This window comes from Bradyrhizobium sp. UFLA05-109 (assembly GCF_054185165.1).
On the sequence record NZ_JBBIAR010000014.1, the window covers coordinates 14591 to 33861 of the forward strand.

The 19271-nt window shown below is 64.2% G+C and carries 17 protein-coding genes; 7 read left to right on the forward strand and 10 right to left on the reverse strand.

The annotated features are described in order from the left end of the window. Window positions 1-195: 195 nt before the first annotated feature. The 6 genes from Q3C01_RS12515 to Q3C01_RS12540 form a co-directional block, all read right to left on the reverse strand. Entirely contained in the window at window positions 196-549 is a 354-nt protein-coding gene (locus tag Q3C01_RS12515) for a nuclear transport factor 2 family protein (protein WP_458145629.1), read from the reverse strand. A gap of 169 nt (window positions 550-718) precedes the next feature. Continuing rightward, a complete protein-coding gene (locus Q3C01_RS12520) occupies window positions 719-2191 on the reverse strand; it encodes an amidase (RefSeq protein WP_458145630.1) in 1473 nt (490 codons plus the stop codon). A gap of 103 nt (window positions 2192-2294) precedes the next feature. Beyond that, entirely contained in the window at window positions 2295-3266 is a 972-nt protein-coding gene (gene mbfA, locus Q3C01_RS12525; protein WP_458145631.1) for an iron exporter MbfA, read from the reverse strand. Window positions 3267-3381: 115 nt separating this feature from the next. After that, window positions 3382-4524, reverse strand: a complete 1143-nt coding sequence (locus Q3C01_RS12530; RefSeq protein WP_458145632.1) for an alpha/beta hydrolase — start codon at window positions 4522-4524, stop codon at window positions 3382-3384. A 185-nt stretch (window positions 4525-4709) separates the two neighbouring features. Then, entirely contained in the window at window positions 4710-6254 is a 1545-nt protein-coding gene (locus Q3C01_RS12535; protein WP_458145633.1) for an acyl-CoA synthetase, read from the reverse strand. A 148-nt stretch (window positions 6255-6402) separates the two neighbouring features. Then, window positions 6403-7575 (reverse strand): acetyl-CoA C-acetyltransferase, encoded by a 1173-nt coding sequence (locus Q3C01_RS12540; RefSeq protein ID WP_458145634.1) that lies wholly within the window; start codon window positions 7573-7575, stop codon window positions 6403-6405. 108 nt (window positions 7576-7683) lie between these two features. Between Q3C01_RS12540 and Q3C01_RS12545 the strand changes: the two genes are divergently transcribed. The 7 genes from Q3C01_RS12545 (at window position 7684) to Q3C01_RS12575 (ending at window position 16282) form a co-directional block, all read left to right on the forward strand. Beyond that, a complete protein-coding gene (locus Q3C01_RS12545) occupies window positions 7684-8388 on the forward strand; it encodes a TetR family transcriptional regulator (RefSeq protein ID WP_458145635.1) in 705 nt (234 codons plus the stop codon). A 69-nt stretch (window positions 8389-8457) separates the two neighbouring features. Then, window positions 8458-9216: an SDR family NAD(P)-dependent oxidoreductase gene (locus tag Q3C01_RS12550; RefSeq protein WP_458145636.1), complete on the forward strand. Its 759-nt coding sequence runs from the start codon at window positions 8458-8460 to the stop codon at window positions 9214-9216. Window positions 9217-9507: 291 nt separating this feature from the next. Then, window positions 9508-11379, forward strand: coding sequence for an AMP-binding protein (locus tag Q3C01_RS12555; protein ID WP_458145637.1), 1872 nt, complete (start codon window positions 9508-9510; stop codon window positions 11377-11379). Window positions 11380-11538: 159 nt separating this feature from the next. Then, entirely contained in the window at window positions 11539-12666 is a 1128-nt protein-coding gene (locus Q3C01_RS12560; RefSeq protein ID WP_458145638.1) for an acyl-CoA dehydrogenase family protein, read from the forward strand. A 138-nt stretch (window positions 12667-12804) separates the two neighbouring features. Beyond that, the gene (locus Q3C01_RS12565) at window positions 12805-14049 is read left to right on the forward strand and encodes an acyl-CoA dehydrogenase (protein WP_458145639.1); all 1245 of its coding nucleotides are present in this window, start codon (window positions 12805-12807) and stop codon (window positions 14047-14049) included. 118 nt (window positions 14050-14167) lie between these two features. Beyond that, window positions 14168-15412 carry an acyl-CoA dehydrogenase gene (locus Q3C01_RS12570; RefSeq protein ID WP_458145640.1) on the forward strand — a complete coding sequence of 415 codons (1245 nt, stop codon included), beginning with the start codon at window positions 14168-14170 and terminating at the stop codon, window positions 15410-15412. Between the two features lie 156 nt (window positions 15413-15568). Beyond that, window positions 15569-16282, forward strand: coding sequence for a nitroreductase (locus tag Q3C01_RS12575; RefSeq protein WP_458145641.1), 714 nt, complete (start codon window positions 15569-15571; stop codon window positions 16280-16282). 264 nt (window positions 16283-16546) lie between these two features. On the opposite strand, the gene Q3C01_RS12580 is transcribed toward Q3C01_RS12575, so the two are convergent. The 4 genes from Q3C01_RS12580 to Q3C01_RS12595 all read right to left on the reverse strand — a co-directional run bounded on the left by Q3C01_RS12580 (window position 16547) and on the right by Q3C01_RS12595 (window position 19255). Next, window positions 16547-16786, reverse strand: coding sequence for a hypothetical protein (locus Q3C01_RS12580; RefSeq protein WP_458145642.1), 240 nt, complete (start codon window positions 16784-16786; stop codon window positions 16547-16549). Window positions 16787-16969: 183 nt separating this feature from the next. After that, on the reverse strand, window positions 16970-17755 hold the full coding sequence (locus Q3C01_RS12585) for an enoyl-CoA hydratase/isomerase family protein (protein ID WP_458145643.1): 786 nt from the start codon (window positions 17753-17755) through the stop codon (window positions 16970-16972). 12 nt (window positions 17756-17767) lie between these two features. Next, window positions 17768-18877 carry a cyclic nucleotide-gated ion channel gene (locus Q3C01_RS12590; RefSeq protein ID WP_458145644.1) on the reverse strand — a complete coding sequence of 370 codons (1110 nt, stop codon included), beginning with the start codon at window positions 18875-18877 and terminating at the stop codon, window positions 17768-17770. A 159-nt stretch (window positions 18878-19036) separates the two neighbouring features. Continuing rightward, complete coding sequence (locus Q3C01_RS12595; RefSeq protein ID WP_458145645.1) at window positions 19037-19255, reverse strand: hypothetical protein; 219 nt, start codon at window positions 19253-19255, stop codon at window positions 19037-19039. Window positions 19256-19271: the final 16 nt, after the last annotated feature.

Here is a 19271-nt window from a genome sequence, read left to right on the forward strand (position 1 = left end):
CAATTTCAGGCGTCGTCTGCTACTCAGGCGTCATCGCCCGGCTTGACCGGGCGATCCAGTATTCCAGAGACGGCTGTGGGATACGGAGAAGCTGCGGCGTACTGGATGCCCCGGTCAAGCCGGGGCATGACGGCGGAGAGTGTGGGGCGATGCGCCCGCCTCACCGCGACACGTGCCCTCGCAGCACCGCTCGCCTCACCGCGAGACGTGTGCCGACACCGCGAGCCACTTCCCGTTCTGCTTCGCCCAGCAGTCGGTGTAACGGCCGGTGGCCTGCTGGCCATCCGCGGTCGTATAGCTGGTCGCGCCGTGAATGATGGCGAAATCGCCCATGATGCGGATCTTGACGTCATGCTCCCTGAGATTGCGGATCGCGATCGGCTGTGCCGTCTGCTCCAAAAAACCGGCGCGATCGACCAGCGTCTTGTCGGGATTGGAGCAATAAAACTCCGGCGCGAGGATCTCGTCGAAGCGCCCGACGTCGCAGTTCTGCACGGACGCGACATAGTCGCGGTTGAGCACGGTCAGCTCTTCCAGATCTCTGTTCATGACATTTCTTTCCCTTCTGCTCGCTCCGGGGCGCGCGAGGTACGATCCCACAGTCTCAAGCTTCAGCGAGATTCGGTTGATGACGGACAAGAGCATGCCTGATCGCAATGATGTTTCGGTCTCGACCGAAGCGTCATGGCGCCATGATGGTGGCGCCATCATGGCTACGCTAGTCATCAAACATCGGCGGCGGCTTGAAGCCGCCGAATTCCCGCTCGATCAGTTCGGCGAGCTTCAGCGGTGTCCGGTCTTCGAGGAAGGGGCCGACGATTTGCACTCCGAGCGGCAGGCCATCCTTCGAGAACCCGAGCGGAACGGCCGTTGCCGGCAGGCCGGGCAGCGTTGCGATGCCGGGCCAGGCCAGCTGGTCGATATAAGGATAGTCCTCGCCATCGATCCTGATACGCCGGTCGTTCTGATCCGGGGTGTGGTCATGCGGATAGGCGGGCGTCGGCATGATCGGGCAGATCACCGCATCGAAGCTCTTGAATAGCGCGCGCCATTGGGCCCGCAAGCCGGCGCGGACGCTGGCATCGAGCACCCAGGCGCGATGACTCGCAGCGATGCCGCGCAGCCGCTCGGCGCCGAGGCTCTTGTCGGCCGGCGAAAGCTGGCTCGCGCCCGCCTGCGCGTCCGCATAGATGTCGGGCATGAAGAATGCGCCGAGGAAGCCGAGGAGCATACGCATATAGAGCCGAGAGGTCTCCGCGAAGTCCGGCAGCAGGGCGCTCTCGCGTTCGACGGTCACGCCGGCCTTTGCGAGGTTGGCTGCTAGCGTCTCGATCGCGCCGCGGACTTCCCGGTCCGGCGGCAGCAGCGGATGGCTGCCAATGACCAGCACGCGAAATTCCTTCAGTACCTGATGACGTGCGGCCGGCAGGTCGAGCTTGTAGCCGACGCCGGCCTCCAGCGGATCCGGCCCGGCCATGACGTCCAGCAGCAGGGTGAGGTCCGCCGCCGTGCGCGCCATCGGGCCGATGACGGCGAGGTCGTTGTCGCGGGGGATCGCCGGAAACGGCGGTGGCGTCTCGCCACGCGCCGCGCAAATATTGATGGTCGGCTTGTGGGCATAGATGCCGCAATGGAAGGCCGGCACGCGCAGGGAGCCGCCGATGTCGGAGCCGGTGGCAAGGACCGAGAAGCCGGCGGCAAGCGCCGCCGACGAGCCGCCGGACGAGCCGCCCGGTGTGCGGGTGAGATCGTATGGATTGTTCGTGGTGCCGTAGATCTCGTTGTAGCTCTGCCAGTCGCCGAGCCCCACCGGTATGTTGGTCTTGCCGAGGATCACGCCGCCAGCGGCCTTGATGCGGGTCACGGCAAGCGCATCTTCCGCCGGCTTGAAATCCTTTTGCGGCACGAGACCCCAGGTCGTGGGCAGGCCCGCGATGTTGAAGGATTCCTTGATCGTCACGGGCAGGCCGAGTAGCGGCCGCCTCTCGCCACGTCCGAGCGCGGCGTCAGCCTCGCGTGCGGCGGCCAACGCGCGCTCGAAATCGCGCACGCAGATGGCGTTGATCTTGCCGTCATGACGTTCGATACGGCTGATGGCGTCCTGCGTGAGTTCGACCGCGGACACTTTTCTTGCGGTCAGCGCGGCCGACAATTCGACCGCGCTCTTGAAACTCCATTCCGACTTGGCCACGGCGCTTCTCCTGCTCTTGTTGGAGGGATGATGCGCAGTTTGGCCGAACGCCGCAACCGCCGTTTGACGGTGGTTGCGGTGGGACGAAGGAATGCAGCAAGACCTATGCCGCCCCGATCAATATCCCCACCCCGAGCACGATGGCGCCGCCGAGCACGATCTGGAACACGGCCTGAAGGAACGGCGTGTCCATGTAGCGCGCGCGGATGAAGGCGATCGCCCACAATTCGAAGAACACGACGACGCAAGCAATCGCGGTGGCAATCCAGAACGCGTTCTGCCAGCTATCGGGCACCAGATAGGGCATGGTGTGGCCGAGCCCGCCGAGCGTCGTCATCAAGCCGCAGGTGATACCGCGCAGCCAGGGCGAGCCGCGGCCGGTGAGCGAGCCGTCGTCGGACAGCGCTTCCGCAAAGCCCATGCTGATGCCGGCGCCGATCGAAGCGGCGAGTCCCACCAGAAACGTCTGCCAGTTCTGGTGGGTGGCGAAGGCGGCGGCGAACAGCGGCGCCAGCGTCGAGACCGAGCCGTCCATCAGACCGGCGAGGCCCGGCTGCACATATTGCAGCACGAACATGCGGCGGCGCGTGCGGTCTTCCTCCGCGCGCACATCGGGCTTGAGAATCTCGTCCGTCAGCTTGGCAGCGGTATTCTCGTGATGCTTCTCCTCCTCGGCGAGATCGCCGAGGAGGCGGCGCACGCCGACATCCTCGGCCTGCTCGGCAGCGCGCGCGTAGAACCGCTCGGCCTCGAGCTCCATGGTCTCGACCTCTTTCCGGATCGTGTCGAGCGGCAGGTTCTTGGTCAGCCAGATCGGGCGGCGGCGCAGGAAGCCCCGTACGTCCTCGCGGCGGATCGGCGGCAGATGCGGGCCAAAGCGTTCTTCGTACAGCTGAAGCAGGCGATGGCGGTGGCCGCGTTCCTCCTCCGCCATCTGCTCGAAGATCTTGGCCGAGTCCGGATAGCGTTCGTTCAGGTCCTCGGCGAAGGTCATGTAGATGCGGCTGTCTTCCTCTTCGGAGGAAATCGCAACCGCGAGCACCTCTCGCTCGGTCAGATCGGCAAAATTCTTCACGGCGCGTCCCAATCAATTTAGAATGGTTCTAAATTGTTATAGAGCGCGCTGGTTCCGGGGTCAAATCATGCTGCTTGAGCCTTGGGCTCGGCGGGGCCGCGTCAGCGGGTCCTCGTCAGCGTGTCTTGGCGAGGAACTCGATCAGCAGCCGGCTGACCTCGGCGGGCTGCTCCTGCTGCACCCAATGACCGGCGCCGTCGACGAGATGGCAGCCGATCATGTTCGTGCAGGCGCGGGCCTGCATCGCCTCGAACCCGCCAGGTCGTTGATATGTGCCCCAATCCTGTTTGCCGGAGATGAAGCAGGAGGGCACGTCGATGGTGCGGCCCGCGAGCAGTTGCAATTCGTTGTTGAAGGCACCCGACGTGCCGCAGCGGTACCATTGCAGTCCGCCCTGGAATCCGGTGCGGTCATATTCGGCGCTGTAGTAGGCCAACTCGCGATCTGGCAGCCATTGATTGGCGGCGATCTCGGCCAGTGACGGCATCTCCTTTGCCACTGTCTGCGGCATGGTCTCGCCGAGATCCATCACGTAATAGGTCGGCAGCTTTGCGAGCTCGCTCGCGGACCAGAATTTCAGCGCATACGGCTTGTTGTCTTTCCAGTCTGCGCTCTTGTGATGATAGTAGGCGCGCAGAAAATCGTGCACGCCCTGCGGCGCGCGGTGCATGTCGGCATTCGCTTCGCGTGTCGAATAGTACCACTGGTAGTGTTTGCGCGGCCGCGGCAGCGCGGCGAGCTCGCGATGCACGGGATCATCGCTCGGCGGCGCCGCCGGCTTGTCGGCTGTGTCGAACGGCAAGGTTGGCGGTCCGCCGAACGGCGCGCTCATCATCACCACCGAGCGGAACACGTCCGGCCGCACCAGCGCGCACCAGGACGCAACCGGACTGCCGAAATCATGCCCGATCACGTCGACATGCCGATAGCCGAACGCCGACACCAGTCCGAGCGCGTCGCGTACCAGGTTGAAAAGCCGGAAGGGCGCGAGATCGCCGTCATAGTCCGTCTGCCATCCGGTGGTGCGCCCGTAGCCGCGCTGGTCCGGCGCGACCACGTGATAGCCGGCGTTGGCGAGCGCCGGCATCACCTTGCGCCAGGAGAAGGCGAGCTCCGGGAAGCCGTGCAGCAGCAAAACGCAGGGCCGACCCTGCGTCTCGAAGCCGGCTTCGAGCACGTGCACGCGAAGGCCGTTGATGCCGTCGACGTAGCGGGAGCGGATGCCGGCGGGCAGGGGGATGTCGGGGAGATCGGTCATTGCATTTCCTCGTCGTGGCCGCGGCCGCAGCAAGTTTTCTCGTGCCCCGGACGCAGCGCAGCATGCAATGACGCGCTGCTGAGCCGGGGCGCAGCCTTTCGACACTATACAGGAAATCGTCATGGGTCCCGGCTCAGCGCCGCACCGCTTGCGCGCCGCGCCGCGTCCGGGACACGAGAGCTCAGTTAAATCTTCACCGCGGTTTTCGGCCAATACCTGTCGCGCAAATGGCGCTTGACCAGCTTGCCGGTCGGCGTGCGCGGCAGCTCGGCTTCGAAGTCGATCGAGCGCGGGCATTTGAGGGCGGAGAGGTGGGTCTTGCAGTAGGCGATCAGGTCGGCTTCGAGTTCCTTGCTCGCGCGACTCATGTCGTGCGGCTGCACCACGGCCTTCACTTCTTCGCCCATTTCCTCGTTCGGCACGCCGAACACGGCGACGTCGGCGACCTCGGGATGGCCGATCAGCACGTCCTCGGTCTCCTGCGGATAGATGTTCACGCCGCCCGAGATGATCATGTAGGACTTGCGATCGGTGAGATAGAGGAAGCCATCCTTGTCGAGAAAGCCAACATCGCCGAGCGTCGACCAGCCCTTGGCATTATAGGCCCTCTTCGTCTTCTCGGGATCGTTGTGATAGGTGAACGCGGGAGCGTCGGCGAAATAGACCGTGCCGATCTCGCCGACCGGCTGCTCCTCGTCGTTCTCGTCCAAAATCTTGATATTGCCGACCACCGCGCGGCCGACGCTGCCGCGATGCTCCAGCCATTGCTGCGAGTTGCAGACGGTGACGCCGTTGCCTTCCGAGCCTGCGTAATACTCGATCAGGATCGGCCCCCACCATTCGATCATCTTTGCCTTGACGTCGACCGGGCAGGGAGCTGCAGCATGGATCGCGCCCTTCAGCGTGGAGACGTCGTACTTCGCGCGGGTCTCGTCCGGCAGCTTCAGCATGCGCACGAACATGGTCGGCACGAGCTGCGACTGCGTCGCCTTGTATTTCTCGACCAGCTTCAAGAACTCCTCGGCGTCGAAATGCTCCATGATGATCGAGGTGCCGCCGAGCACGATCGCCATCATGTTGAAGCGCAAGGGAGCCGCGTGATAGAGCGGCGCCGGTGACAGGTAAGTGGTCCCCGTATTCATACCGCACATGTCGGCGCAGAGCACGCGCAGGAAGGCGTTCGGCTCGTCGATGGGCTTGCCCTCGAACGCTTTCTTGATGCCCTTCGGGCGGCCGGTCGTGCCCGACGAATACAGCATGTCATAGCCGGCGACCTCGTCCGCGATCGGCGCCACCGGCTGCGCCGCGGCTTCCTTGTCGTAGGAACGGAAGCCGGGCAGCGCCTCGTCCATCATGTAGAAGATGGGTTCACTTGGCGCGCCCTTGACGAGGCCCTTGATCTGGTCGGCGCATTTCGGCGTGGTGATCACGACCTTGGCGCCACAGTCTTTGACGATGTAGTCGATCTCGTCCTGCTTCAGATAGCGGCTGATCGCGGTGTAATAGAGCCCGCTGCGCTGCGCGGCCCAGCAGATCTCCATGAAAGCAAGACGGTTCTCCATCAACAGCGCGATGTGATCGCCAGCCTTCAGCCCCAGCGAGCGGAAGAGCTGCGCGCCCTGGTTCGAGAGCTCGTCGAGCTCGCGATAGGTGATCGCCTTGCCGGTTCCGGCCATCCGGTAGGCGATCTTGTCTGGCGTGGTGCGGGCGTAGACGGAGGGGTGAGTCATCGTCCTGCTTTGCAGCTAGCTGTGGCGTTCCCCGGACGCAGCGCAGCACGAAGTGGTGCGCTGCTGATCCGGGGTCCAATGTACAAGCATGGGTCTCGGCTCTGCGATGCAGCGCTACGCGGTGCAGCGCGGCCGGGACACGAGAAGCTTACAGCCGCTCCACGATCGTCACATTCGCCATGCCGCCGCCTTCGCACATGGTCTGGAGGCCGTAGCGCTTGCCACGCTGCTTCAGCGCATGGACCAGCGTCGTCATCAGCTTGGTGCCGGAGCCGCCGAGGGGATGGCCGAGCGCAATCGCGCCGCCATTGACGTTGAGACGGGCAGGATCGGCGCCGGTGGTCTTCAGCCAAGCGGTCGGCACCGAGGCAAAGGCTTCGTTGACCTCGAACAGGTCGATGTCGCCAATTCCCATGCCGGCCTTTTCCAGCGCGCGCTTGGTGGCGTGCAGCGGCGCGTCGAGCATGATGACGGGATCGCCGCCCGTCATCGTCATGTGGTGCACGCGCGCGAGCGGCTTGACGCCGAGCGACTTGAGCCCGCGCTCGTTCACCACCATCACGCCGGAGGCGCCGTCGCAGATCTGGCTGGCGCTCGCCGCCGTCAGCCTGCCGTTCTCGGCGATCAGCTTGACGCTCCTGATGCCGTCAAGGCTGGCGTCGAAGCGGATACCTTCATCGATGTGGTGTGTGTCCTTCGAGCCGTCGGCGCGGGTGATCTCGAGCGGCACGATCTCGTCCTTGAAGTGGCCTCCTTGCGTCGCCGCAATCGCGCGCTGATGGCTGTTGTAGGAATACTCGTCGAGCTCATCCTTGGAGAGGCCGTACCTCTCGGCCATCATCTCCGCGCCGGTGAACTGGCTGAACACGATGTTCGGATAGCGCTGCTCGATGCCCGGGCTCTTGTAATGGCCAAAGCCGTTCTTCGCCGCGAGTTGCGAGGACAGGCCCATCGGTACGCGCGTCATCGATTCCACGCCGGCGGCGATCACCACGTCCATTGCGCCGGACATCACGGCTTGGGCCGCGAAATGCAGCGCCTGCTGCGAGGAGCCGCACTGCCGGTCGATCGAGGTGCCCGGCACGCTCTCGGGCAGTTTTGAAGCCATCACCGCGTTGCGCGCGACGTTGTTCGACTGCTCGCCGACCTGCATCACGCAGCCCATGATCACGTCTTCGACCTGGGCCGGATCGGCCTTGCTGCGGTCGACCAGCTCGTCCAGCACTTTTGCGGCGAGATCGGCCGGATGCCAGCCGGCGAGGCGGCCCCCCTTGCGCCCGCCGGCGGTCCGCGCAGCGGCGACGATGTAAGCCTCGGCCATGTCGGTTTCTCCCTGAATTCTTCTGAATGGTTGGTTGTCGGGGCCGGATTAAAGGGCTCGATGAAGATTTAGTCAATCGATCAATTAACTCTTGTGAGGAGGCGCTGCATGCGCTTATCTGCGGCCCTTCGTGCGGCCGAGACAGGGATCTCCGTGACTACCAGCGTACCGAGCAGGCTTCCGGGCGGCAAAAATTCCACGGCAGAGAAACTGCTGGTGGCCGCGAGCGAGCTGATGATCGAACGCTCCTCGATCGAGATTTCGCTCAGCGACATTGCCCAGAAGTCCGGCGCGAACGCCGCGCTGGTCAAATATCACTTCGGCAACAAGGACGGCCTCTTGCTCGCGCTGCTCGCGCGTGACGCCGCGACCGAGTTGTCGAACCTCGAATACCTCCTGGTGCAGCCGATCACGCCGACTGCGAAGTTGAAGCTGCATATCGGCGGAATCATCCGCGCCTATCACCGGTTCCCCTACATGAACCGGTTGATCCACTATCTCCTGCATGAGAGCACGGCGGAGTCCGCCGACGAGGTCTCGAAGTTCTTCGTCGCGCCCCTGCTCGACTTTCATCGCCGCCTGCTCGCCGACGGTGTCAGCCGCGGCGAGTTCCGCATCACCGATCCCGTGCTGTTCTACACCAGCCTGATCGGCGCCTGCGATCACCTGTTCTTCGGCCGGCACGCAATGTCTCGCGCGACCGGCGTCGGCCCGGTCACCGACGAAGTCTGCCGGCAATACATCAAGCACATGGAAACGCTGATCTGCGGCGGCATCCTCACGCAAGCCGAGGAAGCTGCCGCGGCCGGATAATCGGCCCAAATGTTCAAGTCCAGAGACGTTCAAGTCCAGAGAAGAAACGCCCAAGGAAAGGTACTAGCGATGCAGTTGAAAGACGTAGCCGTTCTCATCACCGGCGGTGGTTCGGGCCTTGGTGCTGCGACCGCCCGCGCCATGGCGGCCAAAGGCGCCAAGATCGGCGTGATCGACCAGAGCAAGGAGAATGCCGAGAAGGTCGCGGCGGAAGTGAAGGGCGTGGCCCTTCATGCCGACGTTACTGATGAGGACGGCATCAAGGCCGCGATCGCCAAAGCCGAGGCCGCGCATGGCATCGCGCGCGTGCTGATGAACTGCGCCGGCATCGGCGGCTCGCAGCGCATCGTCGGCAGGGACGGCATCTATCCGCTGGCGAAGTTCGCGCGCATCATCAACGTCAATCTGATCGGCACCTTCAACTGCCTGCGCCTGTTCGCCGAGCGTCTCGCTACGGCCGAGCCGATCGGCGAGGAGCGCGGCGTCATCATCAACACCGCATCCGTTGCGGCCTATGAAGGCCAGATCGGCCAGATTGCCTATTCGGCCTCGAAGGGCGGCGTCGTCGGCCTGACCCTGCCGGCCGCGCGCGACCTCGCGAGCCAGAAGATCCGCGTCAACACCATTGCGCCCGGCCTGTTCTTCACGCCGCTGCTGATGGGCTTGAGCGAAGAAGCACTGAAGAGCCTTGGCTCACAGGTCCCGCATCCGTCGCGGCTCGGCGACGCCGCCGAATACGGCGCGCTCGCCGTGCACATCGTCGAGAACGCGATGCTCAACGGCGAGACCATTCGCCTCGACGGCGCGATTCGGATGGCGCCGAGGTAACTCCACAGTCGTCCTGGCGAAAGCCAGGACCCATTACCACCGGCGTGAGCCCTGGCACACGTTTGGTCAACGTCGGTGGTCAACAATAAAGGCCTGTGGTTATGGGTCCTGGATCGGCGCTCGCTCCGCTCGCTTGTCCAGGACGACGATGGGGAGCCCGCATGTCGCAACCGCTGCTGATCGAGCGTGACGACGGCGTCGACCAGGACTTCCTCAGCAAGCGAAAGCCTGTCTATATCAAGCGCTGAACGAGAATGATCCGCAAAGGACAATAATTCCGGGAGACGCAAAATGAGTGGGAATGCGGCGGCGGTGATGACGAAGCCCGCTTTTCGCAAGATCGAATGGCTGCCGCGCGACATCGACGTCGAGCGGCGCGACGACGGCACGGTGGTGCTGAAGTCGCGCATTCCGCTGCAGGCTTACGAGACGCATATTCCCGCCTCGCTGGCGAAATGGGCGAGGGAAGCGCCCGAGCGCATCTGGCTTGCGCAGCGCGGCGGCCCGGATCGCGCATGGCGCAAGGTGTCCTACGGTGAAGCCAAACGCACGGTGGATGCGCTGACGCAAGGCCTGCTCAATCTCGGTCTCGACGGCCGGCCGGTTGCGATCCTCTCCGGCAATTCGATCGAGCACGCGCTGATGACGCAGGCTGCGATGCAGGCGCGCTCACCTGCAGCGCCGGTGTCGCCGGCCTACTCCCTGATGAGCCACGATCACGTCAAGCTGAAGTATCTGTTTGATCTGATCAAGCCGGCCGTCGTCATGGTGCAGGATGGTCCGACCTTCGAGAAAGCGCTGAAGTCGCTCGATCTCACCGGCGTTACAATCGTGCATGTGTTGCGACCCTGCGAGGGCATCAAGAGCGTCAGTTTCGCTGAGCTCGCAGCAACGCCGGTAACCGCGGACGTCGATGCATCGATCGCGCAGATCATTCCCGAGACGGTCGGCAAGCTCCTGTTCACGTCGGGTTCGACCGGCATGCCCAAGGCCGTCATCAACACGCAGGCGATGATGTGCGCGAACGCGGCGATGATGATGCAGGTGCGGCCGCGTCGCCCGGACGGCCCGATCGCGACCATGCTCGACTGGATGCCCTGGAATCACACCATGGGCGGCAATGCCGCCTTTCATCCGATCCTGGTCGACGGCGGCACGCTCTATATCGACGACGGACGGCCGATGCCGGGCCAGTTCGAGGAGACGCTACGCAATCTGCGCGAGATCTCGCCGACCTACTACGCCAACGTTCCAGCCGGCTACGCCGCGCTCGCCGCGGCGATGGAGAAGGATGACGCGCTTTGCCGCTCCTTCTTCAAGAACCTCTCCATCATGGCCTATGGCGGGGCACGGCTGCCTGACGATCTCTACGATCGCATGCAGGCGCTCGCGGTGAAGACCACCGGCGAACGCATCGTATTCTACACCGGCTGGGGATCGACCGAGACCGCGCCGACCTCGACCGGCACCTATTGGGATACCGAGCGCGTCGGCCTGATCGGCCTGCCGTTCCCCGGTGTCGAATTGAAGATGGTGCCGTGCGGCTCGAAGTACGAGCTGCGGCTGCGCGGCGTCAACGTCACGCCCGGCTATTTCGGCCAGACGGAGCTGACGAGGAAGATGTTCGACGAGGAAGGTTTTTACTGCATCGGCGATGCCGGCATCTTTGTCGACGACGAGGATCCCGTGCAGGGCATCATCTTTGCCGGCCGAGTGGTCGAGGATTTCAAGCTTACGACTGGCACCTTCGTACATGTCGGTTCGCTCCGCACCGATGCGATCTCGGCCGCGACGCCGGTCGTGCATGACGCGCTGGTCGCGGGGCAGGATCGTTGCTCCATTGGCCTGCTCGCGTGGCCGAACCTGCATGCCTGTCGCCAACTCGTCGGCAATCCCGAGCTGAGCTTCGATGACGCCGTGAAGCATCCCGAGGTTATCGCCTGCTTGAGGCGCGGGCTGGAGGCACATAATAGGGAATGCGAAGGCGCGAGCAGCCGCGTGATCGCGCGCGCCATGCTGATGGTCGAGCCGCCTTCGATCGACGGAAACGAGCTGACAGACAAGGGCTACATCAACCAGCGCGCCGGCCTGGAACGCCGCTCGGCGCTGGTCGAGCGGCTGTATGCCGAGAAGCCTGATGACGATGTGATCGTGCTGCGATGAAGCTCATCTCTCGCCACTCGTCATTCCGGGGCGCGCGTAGCGCGAACCCGGAATCCATCGGGCCACAGGGCGTGTGGCGAAATGGATTCCGGGCTCGCGACTTCGTCGCGCCCCGGAATGACGGCCTCAACGAACAACGAATAAAAAGGGTAAGCCGCCATGAACTTCGATTTCTCTGACGATCAAAAACAGCTCCGCGACCAGGCGCGCAAATTCCTCAGCGAAAAATGCTCGCCCAAGGCGGTGCGGGTCGTGCTTGATGGCAAGGCGCCCTATGACAAGGAGCTGTGGAAGGGTCTCGCCGAGATGGGTTTCCTTGGCGTCGCCATTCCCGAGGAGTTCGGCGGCGCGGGCGCCGGGCATCTCGAACTCTGCGTCATCGCGGAGGAGATGGGCCGCGCGAATGCGCCGGTACCGTTCTCCTCCACCGTCTATCTCGCTGCCGAGGCGCTGCTGATCGCCGGAAACGAGGCGCAGAAGACAAAATGGCTGCCGGCGATCGCCTCGGGCGAGGCGATTGGTACGTTGGCGCTGTTCGAGGGCAAGGGCAATCCGTTGCCGGGCAACGTGAAACTCGCCGGCTCCGGCGGCACGCTGAACGGCGTGAAGAAGCCGGTCGCAGACGGCGTAATCGCTGACTTCGCCATTGTCGCTGCGCGTACGGGATCGAGCGGTCGCGATAGCGATATCTCGTTGTTCCTCGTCGATCTGAAGGCTGGCGGCGTCGAGACGAAGAGCCTGACCAATCTCGATCCGACGCGCGGTCAGGCCGAGCTCACCTTCAAGAATTGCAAGGCCGAGCCGCTGGGAGCCGCCGGCGAAGGCTGGAGTATCCTGACCCAGGTGCTCGATCGCGCCGCGGTGCTCACAGCCTTCGAGCAGGTCGGCGGCGCCGATCGCGCGCTCGAGATGGGGCGCGACTACGCGCTCGACCGCATCGCCTTCGGCCGCCCGATCGGCTCGTTCCAGGCCATCAAGCACATGCTCGCGGACATGTATGTCGCGGCGACGCTGGCGCGTTCCAATAGCTATTACGGCGCCTGGGCGCTCTCAACCAATGCATCCGAACTGCCGGAGGCCGCTGCCGCCGCGCGCATCAGCGCGACGCAGGCGTTCCAGCATTGCGCCAAGAACAACATCCAGGTTCACGGCGGCATGGGTTTCACCTGGGAGTTCGACTGCCACATGTACTACCGCCGCGCCAACGCGCTCGCGCTGGGGCTCGGCGGCCTGTCCTATTGGGAAGACCAGCTGATCGACCGCATGCGCAAGAAGAACGCGGCGTAATCGCCGCACGTGTCCCGGACGCGATGCGGCGCGCAGTGCCGCTTCGCAGAGCCGGGATCCAGGGCCGCAATGGACCCCGGACGCTGCGCACCACTTCGTGCTGCGCAGCGTCCGGGGAACGAACCGAGAGACAGGACCATGAACTTCGACGACACCCCGCAGGAAGCCGCGTTTCGCGCCACCGCGCGCGCCTGGATCGCCGCGAATGCGCCGAAGCAGTATGAGGACGAGCTGCGCAGATCATCGCTCGGCCGCACGCAGCTCAGGAACGCTGACATCCTGGACGTCGCAAAGGCCTGGCAGAAGAAGAAGGCGGATGCAGGCTGGGCCTGCCTGCACTGGCCGAAGGATTATGGCGGCCGTGGTGCCTCGCCGATCGAACGCGTGATCTGGCAGCAGGAAGAGGGCGCGTTCGGCAAGCTCTCGGCGATGTTCATCATCGGCCACGGCATGTGCGGGCCGACCATGATGGCGTTCGCGCGCGAGGAGCATAAGCGCAAATATCTGCCGCCACTTGCCTCCGGTGAGAAGATCTGGTGCCAGCTCTTCTCCGAGCCGGCCGGCGGCTCCGATGTTGCGGGCCTGCGCACCCGCGCCGAGAAGGACGGCGACGACTGGGTGATCAATGGCCAGAAGATCTGGACCTCAGGCGCGCATTATTCCGACTACGGCATCCTGCTTACCCGCACCGATCCCAACGTGCCCAAGCACAAGGGCCTCACCATGTTCTTCCTGGACATGAAGAGCCCCGGCGTCGAGGTCAGGCCGATCAAGCAAGCCAACGGCAATTCCGACTTCAACGAGGTCTATTTCACCAACGTCCGCATTCCCGATCACCAGCGTCTCGGCGAGGTCAACGACGGCTGGAACGTCTCGCTGACCACGCTGATGAACGAGCGGATGTCGATCGGCGCTGGTGTTGCCACCGGTTTCCCGGAGCTGTTCGACTATTGCGCGAGCCTGATGCTCGACGGCGGTCCTGCGATCGAAGACCGCAGCGTGCGCTCGAAGCTTGCAAACTACGCGGTGAAGGCGAGCGGCTTGAGATACACCAGCATGCGCGCGATCTCGGCACTGTCGCGGGGCGAGCGGCCGGGGCCGGAGAATTCCATCGGCAAGCTGGTCGCTGGCTCCATGGTCCAGGAGGTCGCGATGTATGCGCTCGACCTGCAAGGCGCCGCCGGCGTCGTCAGTGGCCCGGAGGATGCCGAAGCCGCAGGCCGCTTCCAGGCCATGCTGCTGCGCGCGCCCGGCACCCGTGTCGAGGGCGGCACCGACGAGATCATGCGCAACATCATCGCGGAGCGCGTGCTGGGCCTGCCCGGCGATATCCGCGTCGACAAGGACGTGCCGTTCAACAAGATCCCGACAAGGGGAAGATGAACTCGAATCGTAGGTGGGCAAAGGCGCGGAGCGCCGTGCCCACCACTTCTGTTGAGAATAGCCGAAAGTGGTGGGCACGCTCCGCTTTGCCCACCCTACGCAGACAAGGGAAAGCGCCATGAATTTCGACGACACGCCGCAGGAAGCCGAGTTTCGCGCAACCGCTCGCACATGGGTCGCCGCCAACGCGCCGAAGGAGTTCGAGGAGGAACTGTCAAAATCCTCGCTCGGTCGCATCCGGCTCGCGAAACACGACATGGTCGAGGTCGGCAAGGCCTGGCAGAAGAAGAAGTCAGAAGCCGGTTGGGCCTGCCTGCACTGGCCAAGGGAATATGGCGGCCGTGGCGCAACGCCGATCGAACGGGTGATCTGGCAGCAGGAAGAGGGCGTCTACGGCAAGCTGACGCAACCGTTCCAGATCGGCGAGGGCATGTGCGGCCCGACCGTGATGGCCTGGGGCAGCGAGGAGGCCAAGCGCCGATATCTGCCCAAGCTCGCCTCCGGCGAGGAGATCTGGTGCCAGCTCTTCTCCGAGCCGTCCGCCGGCTCCGACGTCGCGGGGCTTCGCACCCGCGCGGAGAAGAAGGGCGACGACTGGGTCGTCAATGGCCAGAAGATCTGGACTTCTGGCGCGCATTATTCCGACCACGGGCTCCTGATTGCGCGGACCGATTCCAACGTGCCCAAGCACAAGGGCCTCACCATGTTCTTCCTGAGCATGAAGAGCCCTGGTGTCGAGGTGCGGCCGATCAAGCAGGCCAACGGCATGCAGGAGTTCAACGAGGTCTATTTCACTGACGTGGTGATCCCGGACAGCCAGCGCCTGGGCGCTATCGGCGACGGCTGGAACGTGTCGCTGACCACGCTCATGAACGAGCGCATGTCGATCGGCTCGCGGCTTGCGACCGGCGTACCTGAGATGTTCGAGTTCTGCTCGAACCTGATGCTGGAGGATGGCCTTGCGATCGACGATCCCGCCGTGCGCTCGAACCTTGCGAGCTGGGCGGTGAAATCGAACGGACTGAAATATACCAGCTACCGCGCGATCTCGGCGCTGTCGAAGGGCGAGCGTCCGGGCCCGGAAAACTCCATCGGCAAGCTGGTGTCGGGTATGATGCTCCAGGACATCGCGACCTACGCGATGGACCTGCAAGGCGCGGCTGGCGTTCTCACAGGCGCAGACGAGGAAACCGTCCACGGCCAGTTCCAGCAGATGCTATTGTCCTCGCCCTCGATGCGCATTGCCGGTGGTACCGACGAGATCTTGCGCAACATCATCGCCGAACGCGTGCTGGGCTTGCCCGGCGACATCCGTGTCGACAAGGATGTGCCGTATAACAAGATCCCCACGAAGGGGCGATGATCTCTCTCGTGTCCCGGACGCGGTGCGGCGCGCAGTGCTGCCTCGCGTCCGGCGAAATCATCGTAGGGTGGGCAAAGGCGCGTCAGCGCCGTGCCCACCTCGTCTGGAAGTGGTGGGCACGCTTCGCTTTGCCCACCCTACGAAGAAGAGAACGCCATGGATGCGAAATCGCCGAACGCCCACTACTCTACTGAGAACCGCATCGGCGTCCTCGAAGAGCTCCTCAACGAGCGCTATTCGGTGCGCGCCTTCCTGCCGAAGGAAGTCGACCGGGCAACCATCGAGCATGTCCTGATGACGGCGCAGCGCACCGCGTCCTGGTGCAACAGCCAGCCATGGCAGGTCGTGATTGCGAGCGGTGAGGCCAAGGAACGCTTTCGCAAGGCGATCTACCAGGAGGCCTCCGGCGGCCTCGGCGATGACTATGATTTCACACCGCCGCGCGAATATGTCGGCGTATATCTGGAGCGCCGCCGCGAGAGCGGCTTTCAACTCTACAACACGCTGGGCATCGTCCGTGGCGACAGGGCCGCCTATGCGAGGCAGGCGCTGGAGAACTACAACTTCTTCGGCGCGCCGCACGTCGCGATCATTCACTCCAACGAGCCGCTCGGCATCTACGGTGCGATCGATTGCGGCGGCTATGTCTCGAACTTCATGCTGGCCGCGCAGGCGCTCGGGCTCGGCACGATTCCGCAAGCCGCGCTCGCGCGCCACTCCGGCCTGATCCGCCAGCATTTCAATCTGCCCGACGACCGACGCGTCGTCTGTGGCATCTCATTCGGCTATGCCGATCACGCCCACAAGGTCAACAGCTACCGCACCTCACGGGCGAGGATAGCTGATACCGTGACGTTCGTGGACGAGTGATCCCCACGCGATGCAACGCTTGTAGCCCGGATGAGCGAAGCGATATCCGGGACCAGCGATTCCCCGGATGTCGCTTCGCTCATCCGGGCTACTCACCCTGGTGAGCCGCGGGTGACGAAAGCCCCGATCACCGAGATCGGGGCTTCGTTGTCGGACGTTGTCGCTTAAAGCGCGCTGAGATTAGGATGAATCATCATCGCGCTTTAGGTTGTTGTTTACGCATATCGTTTCGGAAAACCGCTTCGCACTTTTCCGGATCATGCTTCAGTAGATCCCGTACGCGCAGACGTTCACGACGCGCACGCGCGGGCCGTGGCGGGTGGGCACCACGCGCTCCTGGTAGCAGCCGCTCACGCCGGTGTTGACATAGATACCGCCATGACCCCAGCCCCAGCCGGGACCCCAGTGATGATGGAAGCCGTGGGCCGACGCGGCGCTGGGCGCAAGGGCGGCAACGCCGAGCGAACCGGCGGCGACGAGACCAAGGGCAAGCTTACGAAACATTCTCTTCTCTCCAGTGTGGCACGAAGCCGTTGTTGTGTCCCTGCGTCTCGGTCGGTGTGACTCCGAAACGCGTTCATTCGTGCACGCGGGAATCGTGTTTCAGGATTGTTTCGTAGAGAGGAGAAAGACCTTGGCCTCGGGCTTCCAGCGTCAAGAATGCTGCTTCCCGCGACGGGCCTGTTCTCAAAACCGCGGCGGCCGCTTCTCGGCAAAGGCCTTGATGCCTTCCTTGATCTCGTCGCCGCGCATGCTTTCGCGATGGCGGCGGGCTGCGGCCTCCTCGTCGAGCGCGCCGCGCGCGAATTCGTTGATCGCACGCTTCATGCCGCGCATCGCGATCGGTGCGTTGCCGGCGAGGATATTGGCCAGCTTGTCGACTTCCTCGTTGAGAAGCTCTGGTGCTACCATGGCGGTGAGATAGCCGATACGCAGCATCTCCGGTGCGCTGATTTTCTGCGCGGTCAGGAACAGCATCTTGGCGTTGTCGACGCCGAGCCGCGTCACATAACGCTTGATGCCGCTGGTGTAGTAGTGAAGACCAAGCCGTGCAGCCGGCATGAACATCTCGGCGGTGTCGGCGCCGATACGGAAGTCGCAGGCGAGCGCAAGGTCGGTCGAGCCGCCATAGACGCCGCCGTTGAGGCGGCAGATCGTGGGCACGCCGAGATCCTCCAGCCGGTCGACCACGACCTCGAACGCCGAGCCCGCGCTCTGCTGCTCCCTGGCGCTCACCGCGCGCTCGGCCACCGAATTGAGATCGTAGCCGGCGGAGAAGGCGCGTCCGGTGCCCGTCAGCACCAGCACGCGGATGGCGGGATCGGCCTCGATCCGGTCGAACAGCCTCAGGAGCTCGCCGAGATCTTCGGCCTGCAACCGGTTGAGATGCCGCGGACGGTTGAGGCGGATGGTGGCACGTGCGCCGTCGATGTCGAGCAGGGGCGTGCTGGCGGTCTCGGCCGCATCCGGCATTGCTGTCTCCATTTACTTGTTTTCGAGCGCCCGGCGTTTGGCTTCGGCATCGATGGTCTCGGCGAGATCGGGATGCCGTGCCATCAGTACGCGGAAATCGACGAGGTCGAGCACGAGCAGCCGCGAGACCTTCATGGTCGTGACGTTTGCGCCGCGCACGTTGTTGCCGAGCAGCGCCATCTCGCCGAAGAACGCGCCTTCGCCGAGCGCCACCTTCTTGCCGGGCAGATCGACTTCGACCTCGCCGGAGGCGATGAAATACATGCAGTCGCCTTGCGCACCCTTCCTGATGATCATGGTGCGGGCCGGCAGGTCCATGGTGCGCAGCATATGGGTGACGTCGGCGATCGCGGACGGTCCGAGAGCGGCAAAGAACGGCACCTTGCTGACGGTCTCCCAGGTCTTGAGGAAATTGTCGCGCCGCGTCTCGGCGGCAAAGCCGGTCGCCAGAATACCGGTCCAGAGGCCGAACACGCCAAGGCCCGAGATCATCACCAATGCGGCCACCATCCGCCCGAGCGGCGTGACCGGCACGACGTCGCCATAGCCGGTCGTCGTCAGCGTTACCACCGCCCACCATAGTGCCGACGGCACGCTGCCGAAGGTCTGGGGCTGTACGTCGCGCTCCAGGAAATATTCAGCAACCGAGGCGAGGAACACCACCATCAGGAAGATCACGAGCACGCTGAGCAGCGGCCCCGATTCCAGTACGAGCACGCGGCGAAGCTGGCGCAGGCCCGGGATGCCCGGCACGACCTTGAGCACCCAGAGCACGCTGAGGAGCCACGCCGTCTTGGGCTCGACGCCAAGCACAAGCGCGACCGGCACGGCGAGCGCCCCGATCGCATCGACCAGCCCGCTCGAGGACAGCACGTAGAGCCCCAGCCGCTGCTGTCTTGCCATGTGGCGCAGCCGGACCAGCCATTCGAACACGAAATAGGCCAGGCACGCCCACAGCAAGGCGTCCACCCAGTGATGCGCGGCTTCGTAGGCCGGGTTGACCGTCAACAGCGTCATGGTCACGACGCCGGCCGCGACCGCGACATAGGCCGCCGTGGTCATGTTCCGGCCGGCCGTCGCGGCCACGAATTTCGCCAGAGCGGGGATCAACGGCTTGGACATACGGAATTGAGGTCCGGTGTTGGCTGGATTAGCCCGTCCCGGTTGGGACTGCCGCGCCAAAGTGCCTGCACCGGCGGGGGCCGTCAACGATAGGACGCTGACAGCTTCATGGGGCCCGCCACGCAAGCCGCAATCACGGGGCCGAAATCGCCGAGACCGTTACTTGAAATGCGGCGGCTCGTCGTAGCCGCGGCGGCTCGAGAAGAACAGCAGCGCCATGAGGCCGACGCCGACGATCACCGAGAAGCCCGCGCCCAGTGCGAGCGCAATGTAGCCTTCGGTCGGAATCGGCTCACCGTCGACCGACATGGCCGAGTAGGCGAAATAGCCGACGCCGGCGAGCATAGCGAGCAGGATGATGACGAGCAGTGCACGCATGGCCGGTCTCCGGTTG

Excerpts from the sequence above, each read along its gene's own strand:
- Q3C01_RS12515 (WP_458145629.1), bottom strand. The coding sequence starts at position 549 with ATGAACAGAGATCTGGAAGAGCTGACCGTGCTCAACCGCGACTATGTC.
- Q3C01_RS12530 (WP_458145632.1), bottom strand. The coding sequence starts at position 4,524 with ATGACCGATCTCCCCGACATCCCCCTGCCCGCCGGCATCCGCTCCCGC.
- Q3C01_RS12535 (WP_458145633.1), bottom strand. The coding sequence starts at position 6,254 with ATGACTCACCCCTCCGTCTACGCCCGCACCACGCCAGACAAGATCGCC.
- Q3C01_RS12540 (WP_458145634.1), bottom strand. The coding sequence starts at position 7,575 with ATGGCCGAGGCTTACATCGTCGCCGCTGCGCGGACCGCCGGCGGGCGC.
- Q3C01_RS12545 (WP_458145635.1), top strand. The coding sequence starts at position 7,684 with ATGCGCTTATCTGCGGCCCTTCGTGCGGCCGAGACAGGGATCTCCGTG.
- Q3C01_RS12550 (WP_458145636.1), top strand. The coding sequence starts at position 8,458 with ATGCAGTTGAAAGACGTAGCCGTTCTCATCACCGGCGGTGGTTCGGGC.
- Q3C01_RS12555 (WP_458145637.1), top strand. The coding sequence starts at position 9,508 with ATGAGTGGGAATGCGGCGGCGGTGATGACGAAGCCCGCTTTTCGCAAG.
- Q3C01_RS12560 (WP_458145638.1), top strand. The coding sequence starts at position 11,539 with ATGAACTTCGATTTCTCTGACGATCAAAAACAGCTCCGCGACCAGGCG.
- Q3C01_RS12565 (WP_458145639.1), top strand. The coding sequence starts at position 12,805 with ATGAACTTCGACGACACCCCGCAGGAAGCCGCGTTTCGCGCCACCGCG.
- Q3C01_RS12570 (WP_458145640.1), top strand. The coding sequence starts at position 14,168 with ATGAATTTCGACGACACGCCGCAGGAAGCCGAGTTTCGCGCAACCGCT.
- Q3C01_RS12575 (WP_458145641.1), top strand. The coding sequence starts at position 15,569 with ATGGATGCGAAATCGCCGAACGCCCACTACTCTACTGAGAACCGCATC.
- Q3C01_RS12580 (WP_458145642.1), bottom strand. The coding sequence starts at position 16,786 with ATGTTTCGTAAGCTTGCCCTTGGTCTCGTCGCCGCCGGTTCGCTCGGC.
- Q3C01_RS12585 (WP_458145643.1), bottom strand. The coding sequence starts at position 17,755 with ATGCCGGATGCGGCCGAGACCGCCAGCACGCCCCTGCTCGACATCGAC.
- Q3C01_RS12590 (WP_458145644.1), bottom strand. The coding sequence starts at position 18,877 with ATGTCCAAGCCGTTGATCCCCGCTCTGGCGAAATTCGTGGCCGCGACG.
- Q3C01_RS12595 (WP_458145645.1), bottom strand. The coding sequence starts at position 19,255 with ATGCGTGCACTGCTCGTCATCATCCTGCTCGCTATGCTCGCCGGCGTC.